Origin of the sequence: Paenibacillus sp. M-152, from assembly GCF_003856555.1 — a bacterium.
Lineage (GTDB): Bacteria > Bacillota > Bacilli > Paenibacillales > Paenibacillaceae > Paenibacillus > Paenibacillus polymyxa_C.
The window spans coordinates 3336806-3351037 of record NZ_CP034141.1; the positions used below are offsets into that span (position 1 = coordinate 3336806).

Sequence of the window (14232 nt, forward strand, 5' to 3'; positions counted from 1 at the left end):
ATGTATCCATGCTTATGATGAGGAAGCCACGGTCTTCCCCTTCTCGCTGTTGACCAGTTGTTGACGGGAACGAGCGTTTTGTGCATTCGTATTTTTGATGAAAAACGCTAAAACCAAAGCTGTCACGCTCAATAGTGTAGCAATAATAAAAGCCGAGTTAATACCGTAAATCGTAGCTTGATTGCCAGCAGCCAGCATTCCCGCTTTGTCCGTAACGTTCAGTCCTTCAGATGCAACCATCGTGGTCAAACGATTGCTGGTTTGAGTAGACATTACCGTCACTAGAATTGCTGTCCCAATCGAGCCCGAAATCATACGCAGCGTATTGCCCATCGCTGTACCATGGGCATTCAATCGTTGTGGAAGCTGATTCAGTCCGGCTGTTTGGATCGGCATCATCAGCAACGACATCCCGAACATCCGTACCGTATAGTTGATTAAGAGTGTCAAATAGGTGGTTGATTCGGTTAAACGTGTGAATTCCCAAGTCGTTATAGTCATGATCAACAACCCAATTACAGACAGCCAGCGCGCTCCAATTCGGTCAAAAATAGCCCCCGTCACAGGAGACATGATCCCCATCAGAATCGCTCCTGGTAGCATTAGCATACCAGACTGGAGTGGTGTAAATCCGCGAATATTTTGCAAATAAATCGGAAGCAATATCATACCAGCGTACAGAGCCATCGTCACAATAACATTAATGATTGTCGTCAAGCTGTACACATCGTATTTAAAGATACGGAACTCCAGCATAGGCTCATCTACCTTCAGTTGTCGGACAATAAATAAAATAAGCGCAATCGTCCCGACGATGAGTGTAGACAGGACTGGAATACTTCCCCAACCTGATGTTCCAGCATCACTAAAGCCGTATAACAGCCCGCCGAAACCGAGTGTAGACAAAATAACACTGAAAATGTCCAGCTTAGGCTTGGATTGCTCGGTTACATTTTTCAGAAAAATAAATCCGATCACAATCGAAATTACGGAAATCGGCAGGATAATCCAGAACAATACTCGCCAGTCATAATGCTGGACTATATAACCAGATAAGGTTGGTCCAATGGCTGGAGCAAACCCCATCGCAAGCCCCAGCGTTCCCATTGCACGGCCACGACGCTCTATTGGGTAAATGTTCAAGATAACGACTATCATTAATGGCATCATTATCCCTGCACCCGCAGCCTGAATAAGCCGACCGATTAGCAAGATACTAAAACTCGGCGCTATTGCACATAACAGCGTGCCGATTGAAAAAATAGTCATCGCACTAATAAACAATTTACGAGTAGAGAAACGGGCAATCAGGAATGCGGTCACCGGGATTAATACCCCGTTTACGAGCATAAAGCCTGTGCTAAGCCACTGAGCTATATTGGCATCTACATTCAGATCACTCATCATTTTCGGTAAAGCCACACTTATCAACGTCTGGTTTAAAATCGCAACAATTGCGCCAATCAACAGAGCGGCCACAATGGGTGCTCTGCGGACATTACCTGGTAGTGTCATTTGAGGACTGCTCAAGTTGATTCATTCCCTTCGGTGTTAATTTCATGATCATTTGTTTATGAACATCCAAGAGCAACTCTAGCTGCTCCCTCGGGATGTCCAGAATTGGCAAGACGCGCTCCATCCACATGGCGTCTACCTTTTGCATGATATCTTTTCCTTCTGGCGTAAGCGTCAGTACTAAAGATCTGCGATCATGCTCAAGCCGTCCACGAGCGATATATCCCGCCTTGGTCAAGCGGTCTACCACCCCGCTCATAGAGCTGCTTCCCACATGAGCTATCTCTGCCAGCTCGGATAACCCAATATTGGGACGTTTATTTAGAATGGCCAAAGCCATATGCTGAATCGCCGTCAGATCCAAATGCTGCTCCTCATTCCAGAAAGCATAAAATATTGTCTTGTTAACCTCCCTTACCGATTGAATAATCCGGTACACCTCAAGTCTGTCTTCCTCTCTGTCACTCACTAGAACCATCCTTCTTCCCAATACATATTCTTTACCCATATACACAAACTAGTAACTATTCGTATACGAAATGTTATTTATTTATAACTATTATTTTATCATCTCTTATGTAAATGTCAACATTCCCCCAAATACTACCTATGCTTGAACACAAAAAAGCGCGGAAATGAATACCACGATCGGCATTTACCCGCGCATTTCTATTCGCCTCAGAAAGCTATTCTGCTCGCTCTATTTGTTCCTTTATTCCCTCGTTTTCACTGGCTGATACAGCAGTTTTTGACTTCGTTGTAATTTTCCCCAACAAATAAACCAGCAAATTCTGATTGTGCTGAGATATTCGGTTTAGTGCAGAACCCAGAAAATCGTCCCTGATTTGCAATCCACGCTCCACTTCTTCTCTACCTTGATCTGAAATAACAATCCATACAATTCTACGGTCCTTTACGTCTCTGAACCGGGTGACCAGTCGATTCCGCTCCATCCGATCCAATAGCATCGTAACTGCCGCAGGTGTGGTGGCGAGATATGGGATAAGTTGAGACGGCTTCATGCGGCCGTATTCGTTCAGAACCTCCAGCACCGTGAGTTGAGCCTCAGTTAGTGATGGAGCTAGTTGCTGCTCCATATGAACCTTGTAGTCCTTAGCCATTCTGGACCAGATTTTTGCAAATTCGGTCGTTTGCATTTTGCCTCACTCCTTTGAATAACAGGGTCAGTAAAAGCATCAATGTTACCGTATGGGCCACCGTCCGGATTGTATTTCATCACATTAAATTTTCGCCATTTCCCTTCAGTTTCCTGCCGTTTTTGGAGCATCAAATGAAAAGGGGAAGGAAGTCTCACTTCGGATTTGGAGGCAGGTCAAGGTTCGACAGCATGACGGCAAAAAGGTCCTCATTCGTGCCGGAATGGCACGTGAGGACCTCTCTTTTTCGAGCTAAAAAACGCTTGACTTTACAATTATTCTACTGTCTGCGAACTCTGAGGTTCACTACGCGGCAGCACATTTACAATTTCGTCCTTCTTCTCCACAGGAGCCAGCAGCTTGCCTGTATCCTTGCGGTCGGTTAAAGGAGCTTTTTCCGAAAGGAAGGACATCGTCTGCCCTTCTGATGTGATGACAAATAATTGAACAGCTTCACGACAATAGAAGGCAGCCACAATTCGAGTTCCGTTCGAACGCACCCGCTTGCCTTCCTTGAATTCGAAGGTGCTGATTCCTTTACCGCCTCTTCCCTGAGAAGGATAATCCAGCAGTAGCGTACGCTTACCGTAACCGGATTCGGTCAGTACCAGCACCTCTCCTTCATCCTTTTCTACCCATAGTGCTGCGACAATTTCATCGCCTTCCGCCAGTTGTATACCTTTGACTCCCGCTGAAACGCGGCCCATGGCATTAACCTCTTGCTCCTTGAAACGTATGCTCATCCCCGCACGGGTAATCAACATAATATCCTTGCTATTGTCGCTTAACGTTACTGATAGTATCTCATCGTCGCCAGCCACCTTGCAGGCTGCTACAGCACTGGAGCGTTTTGTAGCATATTCTGTAAGTTCTGTTCGTTTGACCTGTCCTTTCTTCGTTACAAACACCAGACTTTTGCCGATTTCCTCCATATTTTTGATCGGAATAACGCTTACGATCCGATCTTCCTTCGCTAGCGAAATGACATTGACAATTGGAGTGCCCGGCTCTTTCCACTTATACTCTGGTACCTGGTGCACAGGCAGCAAAAAGTATTGTCCACGCTGGGTGAAGACGAGCAGCACATCGAGTGTATTCACGTCAAGGAACTGGGTAATGTAGTCCCCTTCTTTAACACCTGAGTTTGAACGTTCCCCGCCAGAACGAGTGAACGACAGCATACTCGTACGTTTCACATATCCATCTTTCGAGAGGGTTAGCAACACATCCTCTGCCGCAACCATGACCTCCAGGTTTACCTTAATCTCTTCTACCTCACCCTGTATCTCCGAGCGGCGGTCAATACCGTACTTTTCACGAATTTCCAGCAGTTCCTTGCGGATCAGACTGATCAGCTTGCGGTCGCTATCCAGAATAGAACGATATTGAGTAATTTTCTTCTGAATGTCAGCAAGTTCTTTTTCGAGAGTTGTAATTTCAAGATTCGTAAGACGGTACAATTGCAGAGTCAAAATGGAATCCGCTTGTCGTTCACTAAAGCCAAACATCCATTGCAAATTATTTTGTGCATCCTGACGATTTTTAGAAGCTTTAATAGCCGCGATGACCTCATCCAGAATGTTCAGCGCCTTGACTAAACCTTCCAGTACATGTGCGCGATCCTCCGCCTTTTCCAGTTCAAACTTGATACGGTTTGTGACAACCTCGCGCTGGTGAGCTATATACGCTTCCAAAATGGACTTTAATCCAAGCTGGTGTGGTGCTTTGTTTACGATGGCTACCATATTGAAGTTATAAGCCACCTGGAGATCGGTTTTTTTCAGCAGGTATGCCAAAATACCTTCCGCATCCGCTTCCTTCTTCAGCTCGACAACAATACGCAGGCCATTTCTCCCGCTCTCGTCACGAACCTCGGCAATCCCTTCTACCTTTTTCTCCAAACGGATGTTTTCCATAGCGGTTACGAGCCTGGATTTAACAACCTGGTATGGAATCTCTGTAATAACCAGTTGCTGCTTGCCTCCACGCAAAGACTGAATTTCCGTTTTGGAACGGATATAAATACGTCCTTTGCCTGTTCTGTAAGCATCCTTGATGCCTTCGCCACCCATAATGAGTCCGCCAGTCGGGAAATCCGGACCTTTAATAAAGGTCATAATCTCTTCTAGCTCGATCTGCGGCTTTTCCATCACTGCGATGGTGGCGTCAATCACCTCACGCAAGCTATGAGTTGGAATTTCCGTTGCAAATCCCGCTGAAATCCCGCTGGATCCGTTTACCAACAAATTAGGATAACGGGATGGCAGCACAACAGGTTCCTTTGCCGAGTTATCAAAGTTATCCTTGAACAAAACCGTACGTTTTTCGATATCACGCAGCATTTCCATTGCGATCGGAGATAATCGTGCCTCCGTGTAACGCATAGCTGCCGCAGGATCGTCGTCCTGAGAGCCCCAGTTGCCGTGGCCATCCACCAGTACGTGGCTCATTTTCCAAGGTTGCGCCATCCGTACCATCCCATCGTAAATAGATGAATCACCATGAGGATGGTAATTACCCATAACGTCCCCAACGGTTTTGGCGGATTTGCGATACGCTTTTTCCGGGGTATTACCCGAATCGTACATCGCGTACAGTATTCGGCGTTGCACAGGCTTTAATCCATCCCGTACATCAGGTATCGCCCGATCCTGAATTATATATTTGGAATATCGGCCAAAGCGGTCACCGACCATTTCCTCCAGATAAGCTGGCAAAAATTGCTCCGATAAGCTCATGTCTACACCTCATTTAATAGCACTACTCTACGTATTCCGTGAAATCCACGTTTTCCACGATCCAGCGCTTACGTGGATCCACCTTATCACCCATCAATGTGGACACACGGCGTTCAGCTTTGGCAGCATCCTCAATCTGAACGCGCAACAGGGTGCGTGACTCGGGATTCATTGTCGTTTCCCATAACTGATCAGGGTTCATCTCCCCGAGTCCTTTATAACGTTGAAGCTCAAAATTTCGTCCAAATTCTTTTAAGTAATTATCAAGCTGCTCGTCAGTCCAGGCATAACGAACCGTTTCGAGCTTACCCGACTTGCGGGTTATTTTATACAATGGCGGCTGAGCAATAAATATGCGTCCTGCATCAATGAGTTCTTTCATGTACCGATAAAAGAACGTCAACAACAGTACTTGAATGTGCGCGCCATCTGTATCTGCATCGGTCATAATGATGATTTTGGAATAATTGCTGTCTTCCAGCGTGAACTCAGTTCCTACCCCCGCGCCAATCGCTGCCGTAATCGCACGATACTCATCATTTTTCATAATATCCGCCAACTTTGATTTTTCCGGATTCATCGGCTTGCCCTTTAACGGCAAAATTGCCTGGATTTTGGAATCCCGTCCTTGTTTGGCCGATCCTCCAGCCGAATCGCCTTCCACGATAAATAACTCATTACGTGTAAAATCCTTAGACTGCGCAGGCGACAGTTTGCCATTCAAATTAGAACTTTCACTGCGTTTCTTGCCAGAACGCATTTCGTCCCGAGCCTTACGTGCAGCTTCACGCGCTTTGGATGCTTGAACTGCCTTTCTGATCAAGGTTTGCGCTATCTGTGGATTTTCCTCCAAAAAGCGCTGCATTTGTTCAGATACGATGGCATCCACTGTACTCCGCGCCGAAGCACTACCCAGCTGATCTTTTGTCTGACCGACAAATTCAACCTCGGCCATCTTGACACTGATTACAGCCATCATACCCTCACGCAGATCGTTACCTTCCAGGTTTTTATCCTTTTCCTTCAACATCGCTGTTTTGCGTGCATAGTCGTTCATGATACGAGTGTAAGCGGTTTTGAAGCCTGTTTCATGCGTACCCCCGCCACGTGTCGGAATGGAGTTAACGAACGAAGCAATCGTCTCTGTGTAGCCGGCATTGTATTGGATGGCAATCTCCACTTCAATGTCTTCTTTCTCGGCATTAAAGTGAATAACATCATGCAGTACATCCTTACCCTCATTCAAAAAAGAAACAAACTGACTTGCTCCACCCTCATAAAAATATTCATCTGACTTTCCGCTGCGTTCGTCTTTAAGCTGAATACGAAGGCCGGAATTCAGAAAAGCAATCTCCTGAAGGCGTTCAGCCAGCGTATCGTAGTTAAAATGAATTCCTGACTGAAAAACGCGAATATCCGGTTTAAATGTAATTTTCGAGCCCGTCTTGTTAGTATTGCCCAGCACTTCAAGGCCTGTGGTCGGTTCACCGACATGCTCCACGCCCTTCTTGTCCTGCCAATATTCAAACCGCTGACGGTGAATCTTGCCGTCCCGGTAGATTTCCACTTCAAGCCATTCCGAAAGAGCGTTCGTTACAGACGCACCTACCCCATGCAGACCCCCGGACTTTTTATATCCCGAACCGCCAAACTTACCTCCGGCGTGCAAAATGGTGAATACAACTTGAGGCGTAGGAATTCCCATTTTGTGCATTCCCGTAGGAATACCGCGCCCGTTGTCTGATACTGTAACAGAACCGTCCTTATGCATTGTGATATCAATGCGAGAGCAAAACTTGGCGAGATGTTCATCCACCGCGTTGTCTACAATTTCCCATACCAAATGATGCAGTCCCGAAGAACTGGTGCTCCCGATGTACATGCCCGGCCGTTTGCGAACTGCCACAAGCCCTTCGAGCACTTGAATGTCGTCCGCGCCATATTCTGAAGCTCCGTTCTGTGTACCGGAAGCTCCCGCAGACAAGTCGATTTTGTCGACCATTCATGCTCCCCCTTTGTCTAATCGTAACCGTGTTTTGCCTTATTCTTGATGGTTTTCACCAAAAATGCAAACAGATGTTTTCTTTTACCTTGTCCATTTTAATTCAATATATCCCGTTTCGTAAAGACGGCGAATGAAACAATCAACGCCGCAGCCCCCCAAATGCCCAGTACAGCTAAAGAAAACGGCAGGGTCATTCCCTCAATCGGGGCAGGGCTTCCAGATAAATAATCGGTTAATCCGAGGTTAACCATAAATAAATATTTGGCGCTCTGCCAAGATGAAGCCATGTTGGTCAGTATAGTGCCCGAAATGAGCGCGGCCATCATGACCACGATACTTGCAGCTGTACTACGTACCAGAACAGATACCATAAAGGCTAACGAAGCAACCACCAGACTGACAAACCAGATCAATCCGGCTTGCAGCATCAGGTAATGCCATTGTGGAATTGCATGTACAGCAGACAAATCCACCGTCGATCCAACAATTTGAAAGCCGGTAAATACCGGAACATTAAAACCACGAAAACCAAAAAACAAGCCTGATATGAGATAACTAATGACAAATACGGCCAAAATGATGAGCGAAACGAACATATACAGTGTCAGCAGCTTGCTCAGCAGTATTTTCCACCGCCTGACCGGCCGAGTCAGCAACATTTTTATCGTGCCTGTCGTCCGTTCTCCTGAAACCAAGTCCGAAGCAATGGCCATGATCAACAACGGAACGAACAGATTTATGGAGTTATCCATAAACTCTCTGGTAAAAGTGACGCCACTCGGCTCATTAGGATTCACGTCATTTTCCAGATAATATTGCATCTGCTGCACAAAGACCCGACGATAGGTCTTCCATTCTTCGGGAACCCTATCGCTGCCCAGCGAGTTTTGGTTATCGGTAATGGCTTGACGCAGTTCCAGCCGCCAATCATTGCCGAATTTCTCGCGATTGTTTTCTGCCACTTTCATCTGAGCGTACGTAAAAATCGGCACAAGCACAAGCAAAACAAGTAAAATGACATAAAATCGTTTCTTCTTGATAATTTTAAGGGTTTCATTTTGTACGAGCGGTAAAATATTATTCAAGTATCTCACCTTCCGTCATTTTCAGGAATAGTTGCTCCAGTGTAGGATTAATTTTGGTTACACCTTTAACGGAAATACCGGAAGCTGTCATGTGTGCGACCAGCTTCGCAATATGCTCTTCATCCATTTCTGTAAAAATAGCATCGACTCCGCTGCCTGCAACAATGCTGTCATCAATTAATTCATCGACGTTCGTAATTATGTGCACATACGGAGAATTTTGCAATAGGGCAAGGCCTTGATCGCGAGGCTCCAGCTGCCATACAGCCATATGTGAGTGTGTCTCAACCAGTTCCTGTACCCCACCAACAGCCAGCACCTTTCCCCGACTAATAATTGCCACACGATCACATAGCAACTGGATCTCGCTGAGCAAATGACTGGAAACAAATACAGCCATGCCTTCTGCCGCTAACAAACGGATAAAAGCTCTCATCTCTTTGATTCCCTTGGGGTCTAGCCCGTTCGTCGGCTCATCCAAAATGAGTAGCTTAGGTCTGCCAAGCAAGGCTTGAGCTATACCAAGACGTTGGCGCATCCCCAGTGAATATGTACTTACCTTATCATGGATGCGACGATCGAGCCGAACCAACTCAACCACCTCGCGGATACGCTGTTCATCAACACCAGGCTGCATGCGGGCAAAATGTTCTAAATTCTCCCATCCTGTCAGGTAGCTGTACACCTCTGGATTTTCCACAATAGAACCAATATGCCGTAAAGCCTGCTCAGGGTCACGATTTACATTATGACCGCATACGGTTATCGTCCCTTCCGTAGGCTTAATTAAATCGACCAGCATACGAATAGTCGTCGTTTTTCCTGCTCCATTGGGGCCGAGAAATCCGAAAATTTCACCTGCGCGAACGTCGAACGTTACATCATGAATGATCATTTTGCGTTTAATTCGTTTTTTAACATGCTGAACAGAGAGCACGATTTCATTATTGCTGCTGTCTCTGTCTGCGCTACCAACCTGATTGGAGGAATGAAGACTGGACACTGCATTCGTGGATGTCGAATCTTGGGTCACGCCAGCCTCGGTCTTGTCAGCAGATTGGATGCTCATTACTTGTTCCCTCCCTTTTTCGCTTCTGCAGGTTGGCTACTTGTAGACTGTTGATTAGGATTTACATGATCGGTACCCTTCGTTGCGGTAACAGCAAATCCTTGTGCGATACGTTCAGCGATTGCCTGATAGCCTTGTCCGTTGGGATGAAAATGATCGGATGATAAATAGACGGGCAAATTTTGCTCGAATAAATCGAAAGTTGGAACCAGCGTCATGTTACTGTTTTGGTTGGTAATTGCCATGGCAGCCATATTCCATTCAGTTACCACAAGATTACCGGGAATTTTCATTTCCCGCAGATCACTGAATGGATTATACAATCCTACATAGACAATTTTAGCATTCGGATTAATTTTCCCTACCTTTGTTAGCACCTTTTGCAGACGTTTGGCTGCATCAGGCAGAGCTTTGCGCAAACCGCTGAGTGTAGGTGGCTCTTTGCCGGTTTGGGCCGCCTGTGCGCCCTGAAATAAATCATTTCCGCCAATCGAAACTATAATCACATTAGCCTTCTTCAGTACATAAGACACACCAGGCTCATCCAACTTGGTTAATAGTCCTTGAGTCGTCAGTCCATTAATCCCTAGATTATTTATGAGCCGAGCTTTATGTCCTTCCTGATCATTTAACAAAGTCACCGACCGACGCACAAAACCACTTCCGGAGTCATCCCCCGTTCCTTTGGCTAACGAATCGCCAATGGCAGCTACACGCAACTCTTCCGTCTGAGCAGTAGCCGATGGTGCAGTTTGTGTCTGCGATGAACCGGATTGTACAGGTTGAGTACTTACCAATGGCTCTGGAGCCGTAATACTTCGTACTGCTGCAATAAATCCGTACAATAATAGCAGTGTGGCGGCAATGGAAACGGAACCGACAGACCGCCAAATCCATTTTGATGAATTCACTCGTGTTCCCTCCTGATAGCTTGGTGAAATAAACATAAAGCTTCTCCTGTCATTTTGCAAATAAACCGTTCTGGTTCAAGCGAAAATCAATGATTACAATCCCATATAATTTTCCATGAACATACTAAAAAAGGATGGCAAATTCCCATCCTTTTATTATACTTTTTGTGCGAATAGCCCTTCCTCTCATCAGCGGGATTAGACGGAAGGAACTATTTGCTATCAGGGATGAAACTTCTAATCCATTGTCCAAAACTACCCGGATTTCGGCTTTGAATCAGTACCGTTCCTTCACCGCGAAAACGACATACAAGAGCTTCCCCACTCGTTACGCTGGACAACCAGCCTTTAGATGCCTTTTCAATTCTATAATCCATATAATCCGGCCATGCCACTAGATGAGCATTATCAATAATACGCTCCTCTCCTGGCGCGATATAAATGGGGTGAATGGCTCCATACGAGGATAGGAATACTGTGCCTCGGCCACTGATTTCTACAATAAAAAAACCTTCACCGGAGAATAAACCTTTCATCAGGTTTTGCATTTTGGTACTAACCTCAATCCCTTCCGTACAGGCCAAAAAACCGTCCTTTTGGACCAACAGCCTGTACGTGCCATCCAGTTCCACTGCTTGTACATCACCTATGCTTGCGGGGGCTAGCAGTACTTCAGCGGGTCCCCGGGCTGCTCTCAGCTCTTGAAAAAAGAATTTTTCTCCGCTCAGCATTCTGCCTAAACCACGTAACAGCCCACCGTCTACCGTCCCCTTTATATCTACACTGGAAGACATGGAAACCATCGCTCCCATTTCTGCTTTAATGGTTTCTCCGGGGTTCAACTGCACCTTAAGCATCGCAAAAGCACCTTCATGCACGATTTCGTAGCTCATTTGTTCACCTAGCTTTCCAAAAGTAGTCTGTTATCCATTCAGCTTACTGTCATCATACTATAAGCGCGTCCCATATGTCTTTTCTGGGATAGAGAAATGGTTTATGCTTGAAGAGTCATAAGCGACATAAAAAGACCCGCTGAACGTTGTCAGCGGGTCTCTAAATTACGTTTCGTCACTATCTTTTTATAAACAGAAATGACGTTTGAAACGTTTTTTCTATCAACTTAGTTACGTGTGAACTCTTGTACCCAATATCCATTGTAGTAAGCCACACCGATTTGTGTATATTCTGCCTTCAAAATATTTTCACGATGTCCCTGGCTATTCATCCAGGCCTTCATTACTTCTTGTGGTGTTTTTTGTCCCATTGCAATATTCTCACCCGCATACGTATAAGTTACACCGAATTTTTTCATCATATCAAATGGTGAACCGTAAGTCGGAGATGTATGGGAAAAGTAATTGTTCGTGCTCATGTCCTTCGCCTTCGCTAAGGCTACTTCTGTAAGCTTCGCATTAGAGGTGAGGGGCTTCAGACCTTTTTGGCTGCGCTCGTTGTTTACAAGCTTTACCACCTCGGCTGCAAATTGAGACTTGCTCAGTTGTGCATTAGAATCTGTAGACTGACCTGCACCTGAGTTGGCGTTTTGTGTTTGGGTCTGTTGCTTGGTAACAGTCTTTGAAGCCTTTTGGCTAGCCTGATTCGTCGTTTGCTTGCCAGAAGAAGGATTTGCTGTTTTTGTTTTAGCCTTGTCCTTTTCAGAATAATCCTTAATGACAGTCTTCGTTATTGTTGTCGTCCCATTGGACATATTGACTGTGTATCCGTTATTTTGAAACCACTGTTGTAATTGGGCAGACAAATCGTCAGCTGGTGAAGCTGATGCCGGAACGATGAATCCTGCGGATAAAACGGCGCTTAAGCTTCCCATCACCAGTGTTTTTTTCAACATATTCTTCATTTCGTCATCTCCTCGTTGTATAAGTGCCTTTTGTGAACGTCTCAGGTTACAACTTTGTAATCTTTACTCTAGCAGTATATCATGTTTTATAGCATCATCAATGGTATAAAAGTTGGAAAAAAAATAGCCTGCTCGGCAATGGCGAACAGGACTAAGTTAAAAATATTGAGGCTTTAAGTATTAGATTGTTTGTTGCAAGCTGATTATCTAAGCTTTTTGCTGAAACGGTAGCCTTGCTTCTCAAAGCCGATTCGGTTGTAGAAAGCACGGGCCTCTACTTGTTTGATGCGGTTATTCGCTCCAGTAATGAATAAATGATAGCAGCCTTGCGCACGCCCCCACTCCTCACCACAAGCAACCAATCGTTTGCCAATGCCTTCGCCGCGATACTCCCCGCTCACGACCAGCATGGTGATTTGTACAGCAGGATCAGGATAGGCCAGGCTTTGAGCCGTATGCATGCCGATTACTCCGACAACACAACCATCCATTTCTGCAACCATCATATTCGCTTGACTGTCCTCCTGCGCTGTTCCCATAACTTCTTTCATAACGCCACAAGTCATCGGGTATCCGACTTCTCTAAGTAGTCCAGTTACGGCTTCACAATCGCCAAGCTCTACGGAACGAATTGTCAGTACTGGAATCATCACACTGTTAGACATGATTTACCTCCACTTTCAGCATATTGGCAGCTTCTTTGGCTGTCTTCCGTGCTGTCTCCACATCTTCTGCAGCGCTAAGCGCTACAGCCATCCGGCGTCCCGGCTTGGTTTCAGGCTTCCCGAACACTCGCACCTGTGTCCGGGGTAGCAATAGTGCATCATGCAGACCGCTTATTGCGAAATCGCGCGTAGCCACTTCTGCCTTCAAGGTAGCTGAAGCTCCTGGTGTAAGCAGCGTGACCGAAGGCACCGGGAATCCGAGAATCGCCCGTACATGAAGCGCAAATTCAGACAAATCCTGCGTGATCATGGTTACCATACCTGTATCATGCGGACGCGGGGATACTTCACTAAATATGACGCTATCAGCCGTTAAAAACAGCTCTACGCCAAACAATCCGTAACCACCCAGTTCATCCGTAATCGTACGGGCAATGTCTTGCGCCTCCGAAAGCTGCTTGTCCGTCATGCCATGAGGCTGCCAAGATTCGACATAATCCCCATCTTTTTGAATGTGGCCAATCGGTGGGCAAAAAGTCGTGCCTGATTCCGATCTGACGGTCAATAAGGTAATTTCGCTCTCAAACGGGACAAAAGCTTCAACAATGACACGTGTCGTTTTGGCACGCGCGCCTTCCAGCGCCGTATTCCAGCAGGATTCTGCGTCTTCGAGTGTCCGACATACAGACTGCCCTTTACCCGACGAACTCATTAAGGGTTTGACCACACATGGCGTGCCCAGCTCTTGAACCGCCGACCGTAACTGCTCAAAATGATCTGCAAAACGGTAGGCGGCAGTCGGAAGCTGTAATTTCTCGGCAGCCAACCTGCGGATACCCTCCCGGTCCATCGTAAGACGGGCGGCCCGGGCCGTTGGTACTACGTGAAATCCCTCTTGCTCTAATTCTTCCAAAGCACCCGTAGCAATAGCTTCGATTTCAGGTACAATTATGTCGGGCTGTTCCTTGCGAATTAATGCCTTCAACGCCTCAGCATCCTGCATATCCAGACAGTGAGAGCGATGAGCCACCTGCATTGCTGGAGCCAGCTCATAGCGATCTACAGCAATACATTCCACGCCAAGCCGCTGAGCTTCAATAATGACTTCTTTTCCCAATTCGCCGCTACCCAGCAGTAGCATCTTCTTAGCCTTGGCAGAAAAAGGAGCACCCCACATCTTGAACTCTTCCCCCTCTGACGATATTGCTCTGATCTCTTTTCATCTTTAT

12 protein-coding genes are annotated in these 14232 nt (G+C 46.2%); all 12 read right to left on the reverse strand.

What is annotated here, in order from left to right; genetic code table 11:
* Positions 1 to 12 precede the first annotated feature (12 nt).
* Positions 13 to 1515, reverse strand: a complete 1503-nt coding sequence (locus EGM68_RS14525; protein WP_129550331.1) for a DHA2 family efflux MFS transporter permease subunit — start codon at positions 1513 to 1515, stop codon at positions 13 to 15.
* Positions 1499 to 1984 (reverse strand): MarR family winged helix-turn-helix transcriptional regulator, encoded by a 486-nt coding sequence (locus EGM68_RS14530; RefSeq protein WP_129549483.1) that lies wholly within the window; start codon positions 1982 to 1984, stop codon positions 1499 to 1501. Before EGM68_RS14530 ends, EGM68_RS14525 begins: the two co-directional genes overlap by 17 nt.
* A 217-nt stretch (positions 1985 to 2201) precedes the next feature.
* Complete coding sequence (locus tag EGM68_RS14535; protein WP_013371578.1) at positions 2202 to 2672, reverse strand: MarR family winged helix-turn-helix transcriptional regulator; 471 nt, start codon at positions 2670 to 2672, stop codon at positions 2202 to 2204.
* Between the two features lie 275 nt (positions 2673 to 2947).
* Positions 2948 to 5410, reverse strand: a complete 2463-nt coding sequence (gyrA, locus tag EGM68_RS14540) for a DNA gyrase subunit A (protein ID WP_129549484.1) — start codon at positions 5408 to 5410, stop codon at positions 2948 to 2950.
* Positions 5411 to 5432: 22 nt separating this feature from the next.
* On the reverse strand, positions 5433 to 7412 hold the full coding sequence (gene parE / locus EGM68_RS14545; protein WP_013371580.1) for a DNA topoisomerase IV subunit B: 1980 nt from the start codon (positions 7410 to 7412) through the stop codon (positions 5433 to 5435).
* A 98-nt stretch (positions 7413 to 7510) separates the two neighbouring features.
* Positions 7511 to 8500 (reverse strand): ABC transporter permease, encoded by a 990-nt coding sequence (locus EGM68_RS14550; protein WP_040103529.1) that lies wholly within the window; start codon positions 8498 to 8500, stop codon positions 7511 to 7513.
* Complete coding sequence (locus tag EGM68_RS14555) at positions 8493 to 9569, reverse strand: ABC transporter ATP-binding protein (protein WP_013371582.1); 1077 nt, start codon at positions 9567 to 9569, stop codon at positions 8493 to 8495. Before EGM68_RS14555 ends, EGM68_RS14550 begins: the two co-directional genes overlap by 8 nt.
* Positions 9569 to 10516 carry a GDSL-type esterase/lipase family protein gene (locus tag EGM68_RS14560; RefSeq protein ID WP_013371583.1) on the reverse strand — a complete coding sequence of 316 codons (948 nt, stop codon included), beginning with the start codon at positions 10514 to 10516 and terminating at the stop codon, positions 9569 to 9571. Before EGM68_RS14560 ends, EGM68_RS14555 begins: the two co-directional genes overlap by 1 nt.
* A 176-nt stretch (positions 10517 to 10692) precedes the next feature.
* Positions 10693 to 11373 carry a TIGR00266 family protein gene (locus EGM68_RS14565; RefSeq protein ID WP_016822128.1) on the reverse strand — a complete coding sequence of 227 codons (681 nt, stop codon included), beginning with the start codon at positions 11371 to 11373 and terminating at the stop codon, positions 10693 to 10695.
* A gap of 227 nt (positions 11374 to 11600) precedes the next feature.
* Positions 11601 to 12338 carry a CAP domain-containing protein gene (locus EGM68_RS14570; protein ID WP_058829692.1) on the reverse strand — a complete coding sequence of 246 codons (738 nt, stop codon included), beginning with the start codon at positions 12336 to 12338 and terminating at the stop codon, positions 11601 to 11603.
* A gap of 203 nt (positions 12339 to 12541) precedes the next feature.
* On the reverse strand, positions 12542 to 13003 hold the full coding sequence (locus tag EGM68_RS14575; RefSeq protein WP_013371586.1) for a GNAT family N-acetyltransferase: 462 nt from the start codon (positions 13001 to 13003) through the stop codon (positions 12542 to 12544).
* Positions 12996 to 14180: a formate-dependent phosphoribosylglycinamide formyltransferase gene (purT, locus tag EGM68_RS14580; protein WP_019687815.1), complete on the reverse strand. Its 1185-nt coding sequence runs from the start codon at positions 14178 to 14180 to the stop codon at positions 12996 to 12998. Before purT ends, EGM68_RS14575 begins: the two co-directional genes overlap by 8 nt.
* Between the last annotated feature and the right edge of the window lie 52 nt (positions 14181 to 14232).

Coding starts and splice junctions, on each gene's coding strand:
- EGM68_RS14570 (WP_058829692.1), bottom strand. CDS start 12,338: ATGAAGAATATGTTGAAAAAAACACTGGTGATGGGAAGCTTAAGCGCC.
- gyrA (WP_129549484.1), bottom strand. CDS start 5,410: ATGAGCTTATCGGAGCAATTTTTGCCAGCTTATCTGGAGGAAATGGTC.
- EGM68_RS14535 (WP_013371578.1), bottom strand. CDS start 2,672: ATGCAAACGACCGAATTTGCAAAAATCTGGTCCAGAATGGCTAAGGAC.
- EGM68_RS14525 (WP_129550331.1), bottom strand. CDS start 1,515: ATGACACTACCAGGTAATGTCCGCAGAGCACCCATTGTGGCCGCTCTG.
- EGM68_RS14555 (WP_013371582.1), bottom strand. CDS start 9,569: ATGAGCATCCAATCTGCTGACAAGACCGAGGCTGGCGTGACCCAAGAT.
- parE (WP_013371580.1), bottom strand. CDS start 7,412: ATGGTCGACAAAATCGACTTGTCTGCGGGAGCTTCCGGTACACAGAAC.
- EGM68_RS14560 (WP_013371583.1), bottom strand. CDS start 10,516: ATGTTTATTTCACCAAGCTATCAGGAGGGAACACGAGTGAATTCATCA.
- EGM68_RS14565 (WP_016822128.1), bottom strand. CDS start 11,373: ATGAGCTACGAAATCGTGCATGAAGGTGCTTTTGCGATGCTTAAGGTG.
- purT (WP_019687815.1), bottom strand. CDS start 14,180: ATGTGGGGTGCTCCTTTTTCTGCCAAGGCTAAGAAGATGCTACTGCTG.
- EGM68_RS14575 (WP_013371586.1), bottom strand. CDS start 13,003: ATGTCTAACAGTGTGATGATTCCAGTACTGACAATTCGTTCCGTAGAG.